Source organism: Streptomyces sp. NPDC005775 (assembly GCF_042871565.1).
Taxonomy (GTDB): Bacteria; Actinomycetota; Actinomycetes; order Streptomycetales; family Streptomycetaceae; genus Streptomyces.
In genome coordinates, this window is sequence record NZ_JBIAIU010000012.1 from 261,482 (window position 1) to 280,362 (window position 18,881).

General features: G+C 70.1%; 16 protein-coding genes and 2 rRNA genes. 8 read left to right on the top strand and 10 right to left on the bottom strand.

The genetic code is table 11. The annotated features are described in order from the left end of the window. The first annotated feature begins 211 nt into the window (after positions 1-211). Together ACFYPA_RS27030 and ACFYPA_RS27035 are read left to right on the top strand one after the other, a co-directional pair. Positions 212-796, top strand: a complete 585-nt coding sequence (locus ACFYPA_RS27030) for a GNAT family N-acetyltransferase (RefSeq protein WP_359082294.1) — start codon at positions 212-214, stop codon at positions 794-796. 52 nt (positions 797-848) lie between these two features. Further along, complete coding sequence (locus tag ACFYPA_RS27035; protein WP_389134603.1) at positions 849-2,024, top strand: winged helix-turn-helix domain-containing protein; 1,176 nt, start codon at positions 849-851, stop codon at positions 2,022-2,024. A 34-nt stretch (positions 2,025-2,058) separates the two neighbouring features. Here ACFYPA_RS27035 and ACFYPA_RS27040 read toward each other — a convergent pair whose 3' ends face one another. The 7 genes from ACFYPA_RS27040 to mtnA all read right to left on the bottom strand — a co-directional run bounded on the left by ACFYPA_RS27040 (position 2,059) and on the right by mtnA (position 10,551). Further along, a complete protein-coding gene (locus ACFYPA_RS27040) occupies positions 2,059-2,814 on the bottom strand; it encodes a response regulator transcription factor (RefSeq protein ID WP_359082292.1) in 756 nt (251 codons plus the stop codon). Between the two features lie 184 nt (positions 2,815-2,998). Beyond that, the gene (gene hpf, locus ACFYPA_RS27045) at positions 2,999-3,688 is read right to left on the bottom strand and encodes a ribosome hibernation-promoting factor, HPF/YfiA family (RefSeq protein ID WP_359082291.1); all 690 of its coding nucleotides are present in this window, start codon (positions 3,686-3,688) and stop codon (positions 2,999-3,001) included. Positions 3,689-4,009: 321 nt separating this feature from the next. Beyond that, entirely contained in the window at positions 4,010-4,738 is a 729-nt protein-coding gene (locus tag ACFYPA_RS27050; protein WP_389134607.1) for a ComF family protein, read from the bottom strand. A gap of 95 nt (positions 4,739-4,833) precedes the next feature. Next, positions 4,834-6,603 (bottom strand): LpqB family beta-propeller domain-containing protein, encoded by a 1,770-nt coding sequence (locus tag ACFYPA_RS27055; protein ID WP_359082495.1) that lies wholly within the window; start codon positions 6,601-6,603, stop codon positions 4,834-4,836. An 85-nt stretch (positions 6,604-6,688) separates the two neighbouring features. Continuing rightward, positions 6,689-8,713 carry an MtrAB system histidine kinase MtrB gene (gene mtrB, locus ACFYPA_RS27060; protein ID WP_359320525.1) on the bottom strand — a complete coding sequence of 675 codons (2,025 nt, stop codon included), beginning with the start codon at positions 8,711-8,713 and terminating at the stop codon, positions 6,689-6,691. Position 8,714: 1 nt separating this feature from the next. Beyond that, on the bottom strand, positions 8,715-9,404 hold the full coding sequence (gene mtrA / locus ACFYPA_RS27065) for a two-component system response regulator MtrA (RefSeq protein WP_005316841.1): 690 nt from the start codon (positions 9,402-9,404) through the stop codon (positions 8,715-8,717). A gap of 4 nt (positions 9,405-9,408) precedes the next feature. Continuing rightward, complete coding sequence (gene mtnA / locus ACFYPA_RS27070) at positions 9,409-10,551, bottom strand: S-methyl-5-thioribose-1-phosphate isomerase (RefSeq protein ID WP_359082288.1); 1,143 nt, start codon at positions 10,549-10,551, stop codon at positions 9,409-9,411. 140 nt (positions 10,552-10,691) lie between these two features. On the opposite strand from mtnA, the gene ACFYPA_RS27075 reads away from it, so the two are divergent. From ACFYPA_RS27075 to ACFYPA_RS27095, 5 genes are all read left to right on the top strand, one after another. Continuing rightward, on the top strand, positions 10,692-11,894 hold the full coding sequence (locus ACFYPA_RS27075) for a glycerophosphoryl diester phosphodiesterase membrane domain-containing protein (RefSeq protein WP_389134611.1): 1,203 nt from the start codon (positions 10,692-10,694) through the stop codon (positions 11,892-11,894). Positions 11,895-11,955: 61 nt separating this feature from the next. Further along, complete coding sequence (locus ACFYPA_RS27080) at positions 11,956-12,582, top strand: DUF4129 domain-containing protein (protein WP_389134647.1); 627 nt, start codon at positions 11,956-11,958, stop codon at positions 12,580-12,582. Then, the gene (locus ACFYPA_RS27085) at positions 12,579-13,820 is read left to right on the top strand and encodes a DUF4350 domain-containing protein (protein ID WP_389134614.1); all 1,242 of its coding nucleotides are present in this window, start codon (positions 12,579-12,581) and stop codon (positions 13,818-13,820) included. The genes ACFYPA_RS27080 and ACFYPA_RS27085 overlap by 4 nt, the downstream gene beginning before the upstream one ends. Beyond that, complete coding sequence (locus ACFYPA_RS27090) at positions 13,817-14,818, top strand: MoxR family ATPase (protein ID WP_359355308.1); 1,002 nt, start codon at positions 13,817-13,819, stop codon at positions 14,816-14,818. Before ACFYPA_RS27085 ends, ACFYPA_RS27090 begins: the two co-directional genes overlap by 4 nt. Before the next feature lie 11 nt (positions 14,819-14,829). Next, positions 14,830-16,140, top strand: a complete 1,311-nt coding sequence (locus tag ACFYPA_RS27095; protein ID WP_389134617.1) for a DUF58 domain-containing protein — start codon at positions 14,830-14,832, stop codon at positions 16,138-16,140. Positions 16,141-16,203: 63 nt separating this feature from the next. Here the strand turns inward: ACFYPA_RS27095 and ACFYPA_RS27100 are convergent, their stop codons facing one another. Next, positions 16,204-17,454: an MFS transporter gene (locus tag ACFYPA_RS27100; RefSeq protein ID WP_389134620.1), complete on the bottom strand. Its 1,251-nt coding sequence runs from the start codon at positions 17,452-17,454 to the stop codon at positions 16,204-16,206. 136 nt (positions 17,455-17,590) lie between these two features. Between ACFYPA_RS27100 and ACFYPA_RS27105 the strand changes: the two genes are divergently transcribed. Further along, on the top strand, positions 17,591-18,538 hold the full coding sequence (locus tag ACFYPA_RS27105) for a LysR family transcriptional regulator (RefSeq protein WP_359320510.1): 948 nt from the start codon (positions 17,591-17,593) through the stop codon (positions 18,536-18,538). A gap of 74 nt (positions 18,539-18,612) precedes the next feature. Here ACFYPA_RS27105 and rrf read toward each other — a convergent pair. Both rrf and ACFYPA_RS27115 read right to left on the bottom strand, forming a co-directional pair. Beyond that, positions 18,613-18,729 (bottom strand): 5S ribosomal RNA (gene rrf / locus ACFYPA_RS27110). Between the two features lie 79 nt (positions 18,730-18,808). Then, positions 18,809-18,881 (bottom strand): 23S ribosomal RNA (locus ACFYPA_RS27115); the annotation flags it as partial.

Below are 18,881 nucleotides of genomic sequence, written 5' to 3' on the forward strand. Positions count from 1 at the left end.
TGGCACTGGGTCGTGTTATGGACTCTGGCGCGGGCACGGCAGGTGGGCCCCACCGCAACGGCCATCGTAAGCGAGGACCCCGCCGCGCCGGGAGGGCTGCCACTGCGTTGCCCCGCAGTGCCCTTCCGAATCAACGGCCGAAGGGCGCCGAAGGTGCCGGGAAGCCCGAAAAGTACTCGCCCCGCGCCCGCTCCCTCAGCAGAATCCATACATGGAGCCGATCACTCTCACCACCGACCGCCTGATGCTGCGCGCCTTCGTCCCGGAAGACGCGGACGCCGTGCACGCGGCCTGCCAGGACCCCGCCGTCCAGCGCTGGACGGTCGTGCCCTCGCCGTACGGTCACGCCGACGCGGAGCTCTTCGTCCGGCAGCTCTCGCCCGGCGGCTGGCAGGACGACTCCATGTACAACTTCGCCGTGGTGGTGCGCGACAGCGGCGCCCTGGCCGGTGCGCTCGGCATCCATCGGCGCTCCGGCCCGGGGACGCACGAGGTCGGTTTCTGGACCGCCAGGGAGCACCGGGGGCTCGGCTACACCACCGAGGCGGTCCTCTGCGCCGCCCGCTGGGCCTTCACCTCGCTCGGCGGGGACCGGCTGGAGTGGCGGGCCGAGACCGGGAACCTCGCCTCGCGGGCGGTCGCGCTGCGCGCCGGATTCCGGATGGAGGGCGACCAGCGCTCCGGGCTGCTCAACAAGGGTGTGCGCCGCGATACGTGGGTCGGCGCGCTGCTCCCGTCCGACCTCGGTCTGCCCGGCACCGACGCGTATCTGCCGGGCACCCCCGCCCGGCCGTGACGGGGCCGCCTGCCCGGCCGGGATGTCAGTGCCGCCCTCTAGGGTGCGGGGCATGACGTCTGTGCAGCCTCCCGCAGCCGAACTCTCCGCCGACCAGGCCCGCAGGATCGCGCTGCGCGCCCAGGGCTTCCTGGGCGCCCCTGACCGACGGGCCGGGGCGTCCGGGGTCCTGCGACACCTGGGTGCCGTCCAGCTCGACACGATCTCGGTGCTCGCGCGTTCGCACGAACTGATTCCGTACGCGCGCCTGGGCATGATCGGCCGGCAGCCGGTCGAGGAGGCGTACTGGTCGGGTGGCCGCGCCTTCGAGTACTGGTCGCACGCGGCCTGCATCCTGCCGGTCGAGGAGTGGCCGCACTTCGCCTTCCGCCGCCGCGCCTACCGCTCACGCCCGCAGTGGCACCACGATCTGCCGGACGGCGCCTACGACACCGTCATCAAGCAGCTGCGCGCCGAGGGCCCGCTGACGGCGACGGAGCTGGGCGGCGCGAAGAACGGCGGGGAGTGGTGGGACTGGTCCGCCTCGAAGGTGGCCGTCGAGCGGGCCCTGATGTACGGCGAGGTGGTGTGCACCGAGCGGCGCGGCTGGAAGCGGGTCTACGACCTCGCCGAGCGCGCCCTGCCCGCTGCCGTGCTGCACGACGACCTGGACGACGCCGAGTGCCTGCGCCGGCTCGTGGCACTCGCGGGCCGGTCGCTGGGAGTCGGCACCCGCGCGGACATCGCCGACTATCACCGGCTCAAGGGCGAGCAGTTCGACGCCGTGGTGGCGGACTCCGGACTGGTGCCGGTGACGGTGCGGGGCTGGGCGAAGCCCGCCTGGGCGGATCCGGAGGCACTGGCCACGGAGCCGCGCGGACGCCATCGCACGACGCTGCTGTCGCCGTTCGACTCGCTGGTCTGGGAGCGGGCGCGGACCGAGCGGATCTTCGGTTTCACCCACCGGCTGGAGGCCTACGTGCCCAAGCCCAAGCGGATCCACGGCTACTTCGCGATGCCGCTCCTGGCGGGCGGCAGGCTGCTGGGCCGGGTCGACCCCGCCCGCGAGGGCACGACGCTGGTCGCCCGGCAGGTCTCCCTGGCGGGCGCGAAGGCCGTGGCACCGATGGCTCAGGCGCTGGTGGAAGCCGCTTCCTGGGTCGGCTGCACGGAGGTCCGGCTGGAGCGGGTGGACGCACCGGAGCTGCGCGCGCCCCTCAGCCGGGAACTCGCCCGCGCCCTGGCGTGACTGCCCATTTCCGGGGCTTTACCCCCGGCCCCGGTCATCTGATCTCGAGGATCTTCTCCCGCATGGCGTAGACCACGGCTTCCATCCGGGAGTGCAGCTGAAGCTTCTCCAGGATGTTGCGGACGTGGTTCTTCACGGTGTTCTCGGAAATGAAGAGTTCCTTCGCGATATCCCGGTTGTTCATGCCCGTAGCAACCAGTTTGAGGACTTCGAGCTCACGCTCGGTGAGCCGGGGCGCCGGAACCAGTCGGCGCTCGTCGGTCCGCTGGATCATCGACTTGAACTCGGTGAGCAGTTTGGACGCCATGGACGGGCTGATCTGGGACTGCCCGTCGGCGACCGCGCGAATCGCGGTGGCGACCTCGTCCGTGGAGATCTCCTTGAGGAGGTAGCCCGTGGCCCCCGCCTTGATGGCCTCGTACAGGTCGGCTTCCTCGTCGCTGATCGTCAACATGATGATCTTCGCGCTCGGAGCCACCTCCTTGATGGAGGTGCAGGCCTCGATGCCGCCCCGCTTGGGCATGCGTACGTCCATCAGGACGATGTCGGGCAGCAGGTCGGCCGCCTTGTCGACGGCTTCCGCCCCGTCGCCCGCCTCGCCGATGACCTGGATGTCCTCCTCCTGCGCGAGGACGATCTCCAGGCCTCTGCGGAACAGGGCGTGGTCGTCGACCACGAGGACTCGGATCGGCTCCTTGCGGGAACCGCTGTCGTCGTCCGCGCCGGTACGGTCACCGCCGGCGTCGTCGGCATGGTTCGCATCGCGCACGGGCCCGAAGGTGTCCGCCATCGTTCCTCCCCCTGAAGGCCACGGCCTGAGTTCACAAACTGTCCGCCAACGGCAGTTCACAGAGCACCGATTGGCTTGGGCCGCCATGATTTCATGCCTGGACGTCGGAGCGGTGATCCCGTGGTCGCACGCGGGTGCCCCTGGGGGCGCACAGGCGCTCCAGGGGCACCACGAAAGGGTGGCGTCAGCCGCCGAGCGCGCCGCCCGCGCCGCCCGCCTCATCAGCGGCCAGCGGGTCGGTCCTCAGATGGATGACACCGTAGTCGTAGGCATGCCGTCGGTAGACGACACTGGGCTCCTTCGTGTCGGAGTCGACGAACAGGTAGAAGTCGTGGCCGACCAGTTCCATCTCGTAGAGCGCCTGGTCGAGCGACATGGGCGCCGCGACGTGCGTCTTCTCACGCATCACCAGCGGTCCTTCGCCCTGTACCTCGAGCGAACCGATCCTGGTGGTGGGTACGGGCTGTGACGTCTCGTCGGCGATCAGCTCGCCGTCACCGTTGAACGACGCCGCGTCCGGCACCATTTCACCGACCTCGGCAGCGGGGATGCGTCCCGTGCCACGGCGGCTGTAGCGCTTGTCGTGCTGCTTGCGCAGCCGCGCCTCCAGCTTGCCTGTGGCCAGGTCCAGCGCTGCGTACGGGTCGCCTGCGGCCGCTTCTGCCCTGATAACCGGTCCACGCGAGCGGAGCGTGATCTCCACCCGGTCGGAGCGGTCTGCCTGACGAGGGTTCGGCTCCTTGGACACCTCCACGTCGAGGCTGATCACCTTGCCGTCGAACTTCTGGATCTTGTCCAGCTTCAGCTTCTCGGCCACGTGCTTGCGGAACCGCTCGGGCACCTCGGTCTTGCGGCCCTTGACGACGATGTCCACGCAGAACTCCGTTCCCGGATCACTCCGCTCGGCGGCGGAGCATCTCCCTTTTGCACCAGGCCCCGGTGATGGCCGGGGCCGCGGACTCGGTGACTTCCACCTCCTCCTCCCCCGTCGGCAAGGTCTCCACCCCACCGAATTTACGGTTTCCGAACTTCAGTGGGTCGCCTGCCCGAAACCTGGAGGTGCATTCGTCGAGGCCTGGCATTCACCATTCCTCACAACCGAACATAGCCTGACAGGGCGGAGGTCGGCACCCGCTACTGGCACGTACCTCCGTTCAGGTCTTTTTACCCACTCACTACCTGCAACGATGCAAGTTCAGTTCCAGTTCCGGTTTATTTCGAAGGCGGAGGGAGAAGCTGCCACAACGGCCGCGTGCCGCACCCCGTAACCGGCGCTCCCCCATCCGCCGGCCCCGTCGATCGCCCGTGCCGCTTCGGCCAGCGAGGCACCCGTCGTCAACAGGTCGTCCACCAGCACCACCCGTCCGGTGGTCAGCAGCCGCCCGCCCCCGGTCACGACGCCCAGGGCACCCGCCAGATTCGCCCGGCGCTCCCGGGCTCCGAGCCCCGACTGATCCATCACCGGACGACGTTGCCGCAGCACGGCGGCCACCCGGACCGGCATGCCCGCGCGCCGCAGTTCCGCCGCGGCCGCCAGGGCGATCCGGCGGGCCGGATCGTGCCCGCGTGCGGCGACGGCCCGTCGCGCCGACGGCACGGGCACGAGCAACAGCGGTCCCTCGCCGAGCGGTGTCCCCTCCCCGGCCCTCACGGCGCCCGCCAGCGCCCTGCCGAGGGCTCCGGCGAGGCCGAGCACACCCCGCTCCTTGTGGGCCAGCAGCACCGCGCGTACCGCGTTCTCATAAGCGGCGGCCGCGTGCACCACCGGCAGGCCGGGCGGCTCCGGATCGGGTCTCACCCGGCGCGGCAGCCCGCCGTACAACTGCACGGCGCACGCCTCGCACAGCTCGGTCCGGGGCCTGCCACAGCCCCCGCAGTCCACCGGCAGGACCAGTCCGGTGATCTCCCGCCACCACCCGCGCATGGTTCCACTGTGCCCGTGCCGGGCCAGCCGGACCACCCCTGTGGACAACGGTCCGTCCACGGGGGCCCGCGGGACGGCGCCGGGCCCCCGTGGGCTCAGCCTGGGTAGACCAGCTCCGAGCCTTCCTTCAGAACCGTCTGCCAGTTGTCGCCGGGCAGCAGCTTCACTATCCCGTCGCCGACCGTGTCCGCCATCAGCGGCAGCTGTTCGTCGTCGGCCGCGGCGATGGCCCGCACCGGGTTGACCCCGGGCAGCACACCCGACGAGGGTGTCGAACCGTCCGCCAGCACATAGCGGACCTGCTGCACGCCGCCCTGTTCCTTGCCGACCACCACGAGGCGGCTGCCACCTGACCACGACATGGCGGTCACATCGGCCAACTGCGGCGCGGCCTGCCGCAGATCCACCACGGAGACCTTCTCCTCGCCCGGCCTGCCCTGCCTCTCGATCCGGCCGATCTTCAGCGTCGTCCGCTCGTCGTGCGTCAGCAGCAGTGCGATGCGAACCCCGTCCGAGGACAGGCGCAGCGCCGTGATCCGGCTGCCGAACAGGCTCGGTACGGAGACCTCCTGCGCCTTGCCGGCGCCGGCGGTCAACCGCAGCAGCCGCGAGTTGTCGGGGTCCCTGTCGGCTACCCAGAGGTCGCCCCGGCTGTCCCAGCTGGGTGCCGTGAGCCGGTCCGCGGGGTTGGCCGCCTTGCTGGTCACCGCCGGGCCGGGAAGCTCACCGCTCGTGGCGATGGAGGCCACGTAGAGCGCGTCCCTGGGCCGCGAGAGCGCTGCCGCCGTCTGCTCGTCCCGGGCCACGCCGACCGCGCCCACCTTCAGTGAGCCGGTGCCGAACGGACCGGCCACCGGCTCCGGCTCACCACTGCCCCGGGTACTGCCCGGAATGCGCTCCACATGCCCCTTGGCATCGACGAAGTACTGGCTGTCGGGGCCGCCCGACGAGCCGTCGGGCGCGTACTCCTCGGCCTGGTCCGCCCCCAGCACACACAGTGCCGAGCCGTCCGAACGCTGCAACTCCACCTGCTCGACGCGAGCGGACGTCAGGTCCCGGAGGGTGAACAGCACCTGCGAGGCCATCATCCGGCACACGCGCTGCCCCACCCCGTCCACCTTCTTGTTGAGCGGGACCTTCAGCACGTTGCGGTCGTCGGGGGTCAGCGACGTGACGTCCTTCCGCAGACCGGTACCCGCCGGAAAGCGCGACGCGACCACCGGACTCAGCCAGTCGGTCGGCCCCCTCAGCAGACTGCGGACGGCCTGCGTCACCGTGTCCATGCCCGTGGCCGGATCGGTCCGGTTACGTAGGTAGACCGGGTCGGAGACCAGCGTGGACTGTGCCTCGGTCCGCCCGGTGGCGAAGTAGAACTTGTTGACCGAACGGTAGAGCCGTTTGAAGTCCGACTGCCCGAGCACCAGGCCGTCCGGCACACCGGCGATGCGCCACTCCTTGCCGTCCGGGCCGTTCTGCCGCACCAGATGAAGGGTGCGGGAGTAGTCCGTCGGGGCGAGCGGCTGGTAGGCGTTCTGCTCATCGACCGTCGCCACCTGTTCGCCGGTCAGGGTGTAGGTGACCTCGTTGGTACTGCGGTCGCTCTCATGGACCGGCCGGTCGCTGCGGTTCGGCGCCTTGGCCAGGACCGTGGTGAGCGCGCCCGGCTTCCAGTCGCGCGACGCCTCCTTGGTGAGGTACTGGCGCGTCGTCCGGAAATCGGAGTCGTCGCTGGTCATCGACTCCAGGAAGCCGTCGACCACCTCGTTCGGGGTGGCGCCGTCACGCGGAGCGACCGCGTACACCTGCACCTGGGAATCACCGGGCTGCGAGGCGTCCACGGCCTTGACGTCCCCCGTGACGGGCATCGAGCCGCACGCGGACAGCAGCACGGCGCCGCATCCGAGCAGCACGGCCGCCCCCACCGCACGTCCACGGCCACCCTGACGACGGTCAGTGCCCACGAGTCGTGTCCTCCCGCCCCGGATCCTGCGCCGGAGAGTCGTTGTGCCGGTCCGGCCGGTCCCCGGTGGGACGCGGCACCACCCGTGCGCCGTTGCCCGGGAGGGCTGCCGGATTCACCGAGGCCGATGCTGTCCGGGCCGGCACGGCGGCGCGCGCCGGTGCGGGCAGGGCTGCCCGGTCCGTCCCGGCGGCCTGCGAAGGCAAAGCCACCAGCCGGTGCTCGCTGCCCTGCGCGGGGGCGGACGCGGCCCGCTCCCGATTCTCACGATTGCGCCGTGAGTCCTCCGGCTCCAGAGGTATCGGCGAACCGCGCAGCGGTTCGTCCGCCGTACGCGGCAGCGTCAACCGGAACTGCGAGCCCCCGCCGGGCTCACCCCAGGCCTGCAGCCAGCCGCCGTGCAGCCGCGCGTCCTCGACGGCGATGGACAGTCCGAGACCGGTGCCTCCGGTCGTCCTGGCACGGGCCGGGTCGGCCCGCCAGAAACGGTTGAACACCCGGGTCGCCTCGCCGGGCTTCAGCCCTACGCCGTAGTCCCGGACGGCCACGGCGACCGCTCCGCCGGCCACCCCCATCCGCACCACGACATCGCGTCCTTCGCCATGCTCGACGGCGTTGACGACCAGGTTGCGCAGCACTCTCTCGACCCGTCGCGCATCGGCCTCCGCGATCACCGGCTGCTCGTCGCCGACCACCCGGATCCGGGTGCCCTTGCGCTCGGCCAGCGGCTCGGCCCCACCGATCACCCGCCGCACGACCTGCCGCAGGTCTATCGGCTCCGCCTCCAGTGCCGCGGCACCCGCGTCGAACCGGCTGATCTCCAGCAGATCGGACAGCAGCGACTCGAACCGGTCGAGCTGGTCCCCGAGCAGCTCCGCGGAGCGCGCCGTGATCGGGTCGAAGTCGACGCGTGCCTCGTGAATGACGTCGGCGGCCATCCGCACGGTCGTCAGTGGCGTCCGCAGCTCGTGCGAGACGTCCGAGACGAAGCGCCGCTGCATCCGGGAAAGCTCCTCCAGCTGCTGGATCTTCAGCTGGAGGTTCTGCGCCATCTTGTTGAACGCCTCACCGAGCCGGGCGATGTCGTCCTCGCCGGTGACCTTCATCCGCTCCTGGAGCCGTCCGGCCGAAAGCCGTTCGGCGATCCCCGCCGCCATGCGTACGGGAGTGACGACCTGGCGCACCACGAACCACGCGATGGCCCCGAGCAGCACGACCACGAACAGACCCGCGGTCGCCAGTGTGCCCTTGACCAGCGTCAGGGACTTCTCCTCCTGCGTCAGCGGAAAGACGTAGTACAGCTGGTACGGATTGCGGTCGATGTCGTAGAGCCGCTTGCCCACGACGAGACCGGGCTGCGACTCCTGCCCGTTCGCGTACTTGATCCGGGCGTACGTCTGAAAGGCGCCCGGTCCCTTGTTCACCGACTCGCGCAGCTTCTGCGGAATGCTCGCGGCCTCGACGCTGCCGGAGCCGCGCGGCGCACGGGAACCCTCGTCGGCGCTGAGCGCCACCACGTTGAACGCGTTCTTCCCGCCACTGGCCAGCTGGTCGACGAGCTCGGTCCGCCAGGAGTTGTTGGCCGTCACACCGTCCGCGGCGTCGCCGCCCTGCCCCCCGAGGGTGAGCGGTGCGTTCGCCTTCTCCTGGGCGGCCGCGAAGCCGCCGGCGGCCTGGGTCTGGGCTGCCTTGCCCTTCGCGTCCAGCAGGCCGTTGCGCACCTGCCCGATCACGACGAGGCCGAGCAGAAGCACCACTCCGAGCGACATCAGCAGCGTGCCGGCGACGACCCTCAGCTGAAGGTTGCGCCGCCACAGCCGTACGGCAGGGAGCAGCGGACGCCGCACCCAGCGCATCAGCAGTCGTGGCACCGGCCCGCCGGGCGCCCGGTCCTGGAACAACCGGCCGCCCCGCAGGAAACGCCCGACCGGAGATGTCGTGTGCCCTGAACCGGCAGCCCGCTCCGCACGGACTCCCGGCTCCCCGGGCTTCGGAGCAGTGCTACCCAGGGACATGTCAGCTCGGTCCGGCCTTGTAACCGACACCTCGGACGGTGACGACGATCTCCGGCCGCTCCGGGTCCTTCTCGACCTTGGAGCGGAGTCGCTGCACGTGCACGTTCACCAGCCGGGTGTCAGCGGCGTGACGGTATCCCCAGACCTGCTCGAGGAGTACCTCACGGGTGAAGACCTGCCACGGCTTGCGAGCGAGTGCGACCAGCAGGTCGAACTCCAGCGGGGTCAGGGCGATGGACTGCCCGTCCCGCTTCACCGAGTGCCCGGCCACATCTATGACCAGGTCCCCGATGGTCAGCTGTTCCGGTGCCGGTTCCTCGGACCTGCGCAAACGTGCCCTGATCCGGGCAACCAACTCCTTAGGTTTGAACGGCTTGACGATGTAGTCGTCGGCCCCGGACTCCAGGCCCACCACTACGTCAACCGTGTCGCTCTTGGCAGTGAGCATGACGATCGGCACACCGGACTCGGCCCTGATCAGTCTGCAGACCTCGATGCCGTCCCTACCGGGCAGCATGAGATCCAGCAGGACCAGGTCCGGCTTTGCCTCACGAAATGCAGCAAGTGCCTTGTCGCCGTCCGCTACGAACGACGGCTCGAACCCCTCACCACGCAGCACAATCCCGAGCATCTCGGCCAGTGCGGTGTCGTCGTCGACGACAAGGACGCGTCCCTTCATAAACGACATCATCCCATTAGCTAATCGTTACCTGCGATGATCTGGCACACAGCTCTGCCAGTCCGACTCCCGTGACGGGGGAGATTACGCCCTCCTCCGTGACGATCGCCGTGACCAGTTCCGGCGGTGTGATGTCGAAGGCGGGGTTGTAGGCCGCTGTTCCCACCGGCGCCACAGGCACTCCGCCCGCTCCCCTCCCACCGGCCCCGGGCTGCGGTGTGACCTCCGTCACTTCCCGCGCCGGTCGCTGCTCCACCGTGATGGAAGCGCCGTCCGCGGTGTGCAGATCCACGGTCGTGGTCGGTGCCACCACGATGAACGGTACGTGGTGATACTTCGCGAGCACCGCCAGCGGATAGCTCCCCACCTTGTTGGCCACCGATCCGTCCGCGGCGATGCGGTCCGCCCCGATCAGCACGGCGTCCACCTCCCCCGCGGCGAACAGTGACCCTGCGGCGTTGTCCGTGAGCAGGCTGTACGGCATGCCGTTGCGCGCCGCCTCGTACGCGGTCAGCCGAGCGCCCTGCAGCAGCGGGCGGGTCTCGTCCACCCACAGGCGCCTGAGCCGGCCCTCGCGGTGCGCACCGAGCGCTACCGCGAAAGCCGTTCCCTCGCCACCGGAGACGAGCGCTCCGGTGTTGCAGTGGGTCAGCAGCCGGTGACCGCCGCCCGGAAGCAGCTCGTTCAGCAGGGCGAGCCCGAACCGGGCCATGTGCCCGCTGGCCACGGCATCCTCGCGGTGCAGCGCCCGGGCCTCGTCCAGCGCCACGGCAGCCGCACGCTCCGGACCGGCCCCCTTCTCGACAGCCGCCCAGTACGCACCGGCCGCGCGCCGGACCCCGTACCCGAGATTCACCGCGGTGGGCCGCGCCTGCTCCAGCAGCCCAGCGGCCTCCGCCACGTCATAGCCCCGCGCGGCGGCGAGAGCCACCCCGTAGGCCCCTGCGATGCCCAGCAGCGGCGCCCCGCGCACCGCGAGCGTCCGGATCGCGTCCACCAGTGCGGGAACGTCCGTACACGCCAGTTCCGCCTCCTCCGCCGGCAGCCTCGTCTGGTCGAGGAGCACCAGCACAGGACCTTCCGGAGGCTCGTCCCAGCGAAGTACGGGAAGCGCGGCGGGCTCGCTGCCCACCGGCGATTGCGCGTCCTGATCAGCCATCCGTCCAGTCTGCCCCGTGGAACGCACCCGCAGGAAGGAGCGAAGGAGATACAGCGCCAGGCCCGGACGGGTGCGACGCGTGGCACGATGGCTGCCAACCTGCCGCCCCGGTACGCGGACAGGACCGTGAAGGAGCGCGAATGAACGACACTCCGGGCTGGGCCTCGCCCGGATCTGCCCCCTCCGACGACCAGGAGGCAGGCGTCCCCCGGCCTTCCGCGCCCGTCGACGGCAGCGGACCTGCGGGAGACCGGTCTCCCACGCAGCCGCCCGCAGGGCAGTGGTCCCCGCCGACCGGTTCCGCGACCGGCTACGGCACGCCGCCTCCTCACCCCGGCTGGGGCGTCCCCCCGCAAGGGCCCGGCTGGGGGCGACCGCCGGCTGCCGCCAAACCCGGCGTGATCCCCCTGCGGCCGCTGGGCGTCGGCGAGATCCTGGACGGTGCCGTATCCACCATGCGCGCGCACTGGCGCACGGTCCTCGGCATCACTCTCGCCGTCTCCGTCGTCGCTCAGACCGCCATCCTGCTCGTGCAGCGGTACCTGCTGCCGGAGCCCGCGTCGATCGACCGGAACGCCACGGGCTCGGAAGCCCTGCGTCAGGCCACCGACTCGCTGCGCTCCAGCCTGCTCAACACCGCCCCGCCCCTGCTCATCTCGATGCTCGCCACGATATTCACCACCGCCGTGCTGACCGTGGTGATCAGCCGCTCGGTGGTGGGTCGCCCCGTCACGCTCTCCGGCGCCTGGGCCGAGGCCCGGCCCCGGCTCCTCCCGCTCCTGGGTCTGACCTTCCTGCTGGCCCTCATGGCCGCGGCCCTCATGACCGCGGGAATCCTCCCGGGCTTCCTGATCGGCGACACGGCGGGTGTCGGCCTCGCCTTCATCGGCCTGCTCGCCGCGGGCGGTGTGTTCCTCTGGCTCATGGTCCGCTTCTGCCTCGCCTCCCCGGCGCTCATGCTGGAACGGCAGTCGATCACCGCGTCGATGCGACGGTCCGCCAAGCTGGTCCGCGGGGCATGGTGGCGGACCTTCGGCATCCTCGCGCTCACCTGGCTGCTGACACTCATCGTGACGCTCGTGATCGGCGTGCCGTTCGGCATCATCGCGATGATCGTGGACGACGGCGGCCTGAGCGCCTTCCTCACCGACGGAGCCAACAGCTTCGGCTGGCCGTTCCTGATCGTCTCCGCCATCGGCGACGTCGTCATCGCGACGATCACCTATCCTCTGTCCGCCGGTGTCATGGCCCTTCTCTACGTGGACCAGCGCATCCGACGCGAAGCACTCGACCTCGACCTCGCCAGGGCAGCCGGTCTGCCCGGCTACGACCACAGGAGCTGACAGCGTGTCGGGGGGCACAGCGGCAGCAGAACTGCTGATCCGGGCGAGCGGCGACATACCCGTGGACACTCCACGCGTGCCCGCCCGCGAAGCCGCACGGCGCGAACTGTCCGAGCGGATGTACCACGAGAACGATCCGAACCCGCTCCAGCGGGCCGTGGACCACCTCTGGGACTGGATCGGTGACCTCCTCTCGACCGCCTCCGGTGCGGCCCCGGGCGGGCCTGTGGGACTGCTGGTGCTCGTAGTGATCGTCATCGCTCTGATCGCCGCGCTCCTGTGGCGTCTGGGCACCCCGCGACGCTCCCCGCGCGCAGTGGACGCCCTTTTCGAAAGCGGCCCCCTGAGTACGCCGGAACACCGCGCCGCAGCCGAGGCACACGCCGCGGCCGGCCGCTGGAGCCAGGCAGTCCAGGAACGCATGCGCGCCATCGTCCGCTCCCTGGAGGAACGGGCTCTGCTCGACGCCCGCCCCGGGCGCACCGCCGACGAAGCCGCCGCGGAAGCGGGCCGCACGCTCCCCGCGCACGCCACGCGGCTGCGGTCGGCAGCCCGGACGTTCGACGACGTCACATACGGCGGCCGCCCAGCAAACCAGCAGACGTACCTGACCGTGCTCGCTCTGGACCTCGACCTCGAGTCCGCCACACCGCGACTGGCCGCCACCCTCCCGGGGGCCGCGGGATGACCGCTGCCACCGCGCCCTCCACGTCCGCCTCCCTCACCCCACGGCAGATCTGGATCCGTGTTCGCGGCCTGCTGCTCGCCCTCCTCGTACTCGTCGCCGCCGGCATCGCCCTGGCTGCCACCCGATCCGGAGACCAGCACGGCCGGCTCGACCCCCGCTCCGCGGACCGCTACGGCAGCAGGGCCGTTGCCGAACTCCTGAAGGACCAGGGAGTCTCCGTCCGCGTCGTCACCACACTTCGGGCAGCCACGTCCGCAGCCGGCTCCGACACCACACTGCTCGTCGCCGCCCCCAATCTCCTGACGCCGGCCCAGCAGGACGTGCTCCGCGCGGAGACCACCGACGCGGGCGGCCGGACCGTTCTCCTCGCTGCGGGCCCGCCCTCGGTGGGCGCACTGGCCCCGGGCATCCGCACGGCATCCTCGGTCCCGGTCTCCACACGTGCTCCGCAGTGCTCCCTGCCTGCCGCCAACCGGGCGGGCGAGGCCGAGACAGGGGGCTTCCGATACCGGTCGGACGGCGTCGACGCCCTCGCCTGCTACCCGGCCGACGGCCTCCCCTCCCTGTTGCTGCTGAAGCACGCGGCAGCCGGGGACACCGTCCTGCTCGGATCCCCCGAACTCCTCTACAACGACCGGCTGGACAACCAGGGCAACGCCTCCCTGGCCCTGCAACTCCTCGGCTCGCGCCCACATCTGGTCTGGTACCTCCCCTCGCTCAGTGACCCCTCCGCCACGGGCAGCGGCGGAGACCAGGACAACAGCACGGACAGCGACAGCTCGGAGAACGAGAGCAGCTTCATCGACCTGATCCCGTCGGGCTGGCTCTGGGGAACCCTGCAACTCGCCCTCGCTGCCGTACTCGCCGCCATCTGGCGCGCACGACGCCTGGGCCCCGTGATCGCCGAACGGCTGCCCGTGGCCATCCGCGCCTCCGAATCCACCGAAGGCCGTGCCCGCCTCCAGCGCAAGGCCAACGCACGCGACCGGGCCGCCGCGTCGCTGCGTCACGCGACGCGTACCCGCGTCGCCCCCCTCGTCGGCGTCTCCCCTCACGACGCCCACTCCTCCGCGGCGCTCCTCCCCGCCGTGTCCGAACGACGCGGTGCCGGCGGCACGGCCCTCGGAGACACCGGCCTCCACGAACTGCTCTTCGGCCCGGCCCCCTCCGACGACGCCACTCTCGTCCGTCTGGCAGACCAACTCGACACCCTCGAAAGAGAGGTCCGTACCTCATGAGCGCCCCGCCCCCCATTCCCACCGGGACAACCGGGACCGTCAGCAGCGACGCAACGGCCCGCGCCTCCCTGGAAGCGCTGCGCTCCGAGATCGCCAAAGCCGTCGTCGGCCAGGACGCGGCGGTCACCGGGCTTGTCGTCGCACTGCTCTGCCGCGGTCATGTCCTGCTCGAAGGCGTCCCCGGTGTAGCCAAGACCCTTTTGGTCAGGGCCCTCGCGGCTTCGCTCGAACTCGACACCAAACGCGTCCAGTTCACCCCCGACCTGATGCCCAGCGACGTCACCGGCTCACTCGTCTACGACGCCCGCACCGCCGAGTTCTCCTTCCAGCCGGGGCCGGTTTTCACCAACCTCCTGCTCGCCGACGAGATCAACCGGACGCCTCCCAAGACCCAGTCCTCCCTGCTGGAAGCGATGGAGGAACGCCAGGTCACCGTCGACGGGACCCCCCGCCCGATGCCGGACCCCTTCCTCGTCGCAGCCACGCAGAACCCCGTGGAGTACGAGGGCACCTACCCCCTCCCCGAAGCCCAGCTGGACCGGTTCCTGCTCAAGCTGACGGTCCCGCTACCGTCCCGCGACGACGAGATCAACGTCCTGACCCGCCATGCCGACGGCTTCAACCCCCGCGATCTGCAGGCAGCGGGCATAAGGCCGGTCGCCGGGCCCGCCGACCTGGAGGCCGCACGCACGGCGGTCGCCAAGACGACCGTCTCCCCGGAGATCGCCGGCTATGTCGTGGATATCTGTCGTGCCACCCGTGATTCCCCCTCGCTCTCCCTGGGTGCCTCCCCCCGAGGCGCCACTGCTCTGCTCTCCACGGCCAGGGCCTGGGCCTGGCTGACCGGCCGCGACTACGTCACCCCCGACGACGTGAAAGCCCTCGCTCTCCCCACCCTTCGGCACCGCATACAACTGCGGCCCGAGGCGGAGATGGAGGGAGTCACCCCCGACTCCGTCATCACCGCGGTTCTCGCCCACGTCCCCGTACCCCGTTGAGGCGGTGAGTGATGGCCCTTACCGGACGCACGGCCCTGCTCGCCGCCTTGGGGTCACTCCCTGTAGGCATATTGGCCCCGAGCTGGACGGGCATGCTCGCGGTCAACGCCCCGCTATCTCTGGCAATTCTCTGTGACTATGCGCTGGCAGCGCCAGTGCGTCCGCTTCAGTTCACCCGATCCGGTGATACAACCGTTCGACTCGGCGAGAGCGCCCAGGTGCAACTCACCGTAGTCAATCCTTCCCGGCGCCGACTGCGGGCACACCTCCGTGACGCCTGGCCTCCCAGCAGCTGGCTCCCGGGCGCGGGGCAGACGGCTTCGCGCCACCAGGTGGATGTCCCGCCCGGTGAGCGCCGCCGTGTCACCACGCATCTGCGTCCCACCCGCCGCGGCGACCGCGAAGCCGAGCAGATCACCGTGCGCTCCTACGGTCCGCTGGGGCTCGCAGCCCGCCAAGGCAGCCATCAGGTCCCGTGGAAAGTACGTGTCCTGCCGCCGTTCACGAGTCGGAAGCATCTGCCCTCACGCCTCGCCAGGCTGCGCGAACTCGACGGCCGCACGAGCGTCCTCACCCGCGGCGAGGGCACGGAGTTCGACAGCCTGCGCGCCTACGTTCCGGGCGACGACACCCGCTCGATCGACTGGCGGGCCACCGCACGCCAGTCGGCGGTCGCCGTACGGACCTGGCGCCCCGAACGCGACCGTCACCTTCTCATCGTCCTCGACACCGGCCGTACGTCAGCGGGCCGGGTCGGTGATGTCCCCCGTCTCGACGCGTCGATGGACGCGACACTGCTCCTCACCGCCCTCGCGACCCGGGCCGGCGATCGTGTGGACCTCCTCGCGTACGACCGCCGTGTACGCGCCCAGGTCCGGGGCCGGGCCACCGGCGAGCTCCTGCCGGCCATGGTCGACGCCCTCGCGACCTTGGAACCGGAACTCGTGGAAACCGACGCCCGCGGCCTGAGCGCCGCCGCGCTGACGCACGCTCCGCGCCGCTCCTTGATCGTGCTGCTGACCAGCCTCGACGCAGCATCTGTCGAAGAGGGCCTGCTGCCCGTACTCCCACGCCTCACACAGCGTCATACCGTGCTGCTGGGAGCCGTACGGGATCCCCACGTCGAGGACATGGCAGGCGCGAGGGGAACAGTGGACGCGATCTACGAGGCAGCCGCCGGAGCTCAGGCCCAGGCGGCGCGGCGGCGGACTGCGGACCAGCTCCGGCGTCATGGCGTGGTCGTCGTGGACGCCACCCCGGACAGCCTCGCACCGGCCCTCGCGGACGCCTACCTGGCACTCAAGGCGGCAGGCCGCCTGTAGCGCCACCGGGCTGCCGGATCGAGTCCGGGCAGCCCGGGTGAGGTCCGGGCGCATTCCTGCGTGTCACATTCGGATGCCGGCCGGATCAGGCTCGTGATGCGGCTCGTGGTCGTGCCGAGGAAGCAGGAACGGGGTGAACAGCATGAGAAGACCGGCTACGGCGATCGCGGTGCAAGGGCTCGTGACACCGGCCAACAGGCCCCACAGCCCGGTCATGGCCGCGACAGTCACCTTGCTGGTGACCGACCACGCCGACAGGGTGCGGACGATCCGGTCCGTCGGGACCTGCTCAAGCCGGTAGGTGGCAAAGACCGGATTGAACACACCCATGCAAGTGATCAGTCCGAATTCGACCGCGATGACGAGCACGAGGCCGACTGCGCCGGGCCGGATGAAGATCAGCCCGAGCGACCAGCATGCGCGCAGTGACCCGACGCCGAGCAGAACCCTGTGTCGTCCGAGCCGCGCAACGAGCCGGCGGGCCAGCCGTGAACCGATGATGCCGCCGAGACAGGGAAGGCCGAAGGCGAGGCCGTACTGCCAGGGAGCGAATCCGAGGTCGTCGAGCATGAGAACAGCGAGCAGCGGCGAGGTCGCCATGATCAGGCCGCTGACCAGAACCGTATTGAAGAACAGAGGGCGCAGGGCCGGGTGGGTCAGGATGTACCGCCAGCCTTCGAGCAGGTCGCGGGGCCGGAGCCGCTTGCTGTGCGTACCGGTGCGCACGGGGCGCGGCTCGGTGCCGCCGATCGCATAAATCCCTGCGGCTGAGAGCAGATAGCTGACCGCATCGGCCACCACCGTCGTCACCGGTCCGAAGAACCCGATCGCGGCCGTTCCGGCCGGCGGCCCGAGCACGGTGGCGGTCCAGGCCGTGGACTCGAACCGCCCGTTCGCGGTGAGCAGGTCCTCCGGCTGCACGAGCCCCTTCAGATACGCGCCACTGGCCGCGTTGAAGGCGATGTCGGCCGCACCGACGACGATGGACACGACCATGAGCTGCACGAAACCGAGCAGACCGATCGCGTACGCGGCGGGGATGCTCATCAACGCTGCGAACCGGGTCAGATCCATCGCGATCATCACCGGCCGCTTGCGCCGGAACTCCACCCACGGCCCCAGCGGCACCGCTATGGCGGCCCCGACCGCGAGCCCTGTCGCTGCCAGCACCGACACCTGGGTCGGCCCCGCGTGAAGCGCGAGGATCGCGATCAGAGCAAACGCGTCGAACGCCAGCCGCGTGCCGAACGTACTGACCGCATACGCCGCCCACAGCAACCCGAAGCGGCGGCCCAAAGGTCTCCCACCCGCCATGCCCAGCCCACCCCCGAAGCCTCTCCGAACAAACAGACATTGATCGGAGAGAGCTAAGCGAGCGAGACCACAGCAGGTCAAACAACGAAACTGGCGGTAGTCCACAACGATCTGTTGTGGACTACCGTGGCTCGGCATGGATATCGAAGCCGTACGTACCTTCGTTGCCGTCGCTGACACCGGCCAGTTCCAAGGAGCCGCGGCCGACCTCTCGATCACCCAGCAGGCCGTGTCCAGACGCATCTCGGTATGGGAGAAGAGCCTCGGTGTGCGGCTGTTCACCCGCACGCCGCGAGGCGCCGAACTCACCATCGACGGTCAGGCGCTGCTGCCTCACGCACGCGAGCTGCTGCGTGTCGCCGAGCGCGCGGTCGCGTCCGTCCGCCCCGGTCGACGCCCGCTGCGCGTCGACGTGATCAACTCACGAGGCGCGCAGTCGGGCCTCATGCGGGGCTTCCACAGCGCGCACCCCGAAGTCGAGCTGGACGTGCTGATGCTGTTCGAGATCGAGACGGCTGTCGCAGCGATCCGTTCCGGCGCGATCGACGCATCCTTCCGCGCCGTCACCGCGCCCGGTCAGCCTCTTCCGGAGGACATCGAGTCCGTCCCGGTGCTCGACGAGCCGTTGCAGCTCCTCGTCGGCCCGTCCCATGCGCTGGCGGGCGCCAGGTCGCTGACCGTCGCGCAGCTCGTCGGGCATCGGATCTGGATGCCCGGCATCGTCCCCGGCACCGAGTGGGGCGCCTATTACGACGCGCTCGTCGCCGCGTTCGGTCTCAGCATCGAGGCGACCGGCCCCAACTTCGGCTCCGACGCGCTCCTCGACACCATCGCGGATACCCCAGCCCTTGCCACGTTCATGGGTGAGCACACCCGCCTCATCTGGCCCGCCGGCCATGGGCTGCGACGCATCCCGGTGACGGACCCGACGCCCGTCTACCCACACTCATTGATCTGGCACCGGGACAACCCGCACCCCGCACTCACTGCTCTCCGCGAGTATCTCGGCTCCGCACAGCCCAACCAGCCCGAGAGCGAGGCGTGGAAGCCTGCATGGGCAGCCCAGGACCCCCACGGTAGGTGACAGGCACAGCCGATCAGGCCGGTAAACGCAGAAAAGCCCCGTGCCACAAGGGCACGGGGCTTTCAACAATAATTGTTCGGCGGCGTCCTACTCTCCCACAGGGTCCCCCCTGCAGTACCATCGGCGCTGAAAGGCTTAGCTTCCGGGTTCGGAATGTAACCGGGCGTTTCCCTAACGCAATGACCACCGAAACACTATGAAATTAACCAACACCGGAAAAAAACACGGCCGTTCGTTATTTCAGAACTAACACAGTGGACGCGAGCAACTGAGGACAAGCCCTCGGCCTATTAGTACCAGTCAGCTCCACCCGTTACCGGGCTTCCACATCTGGCCTATCAAC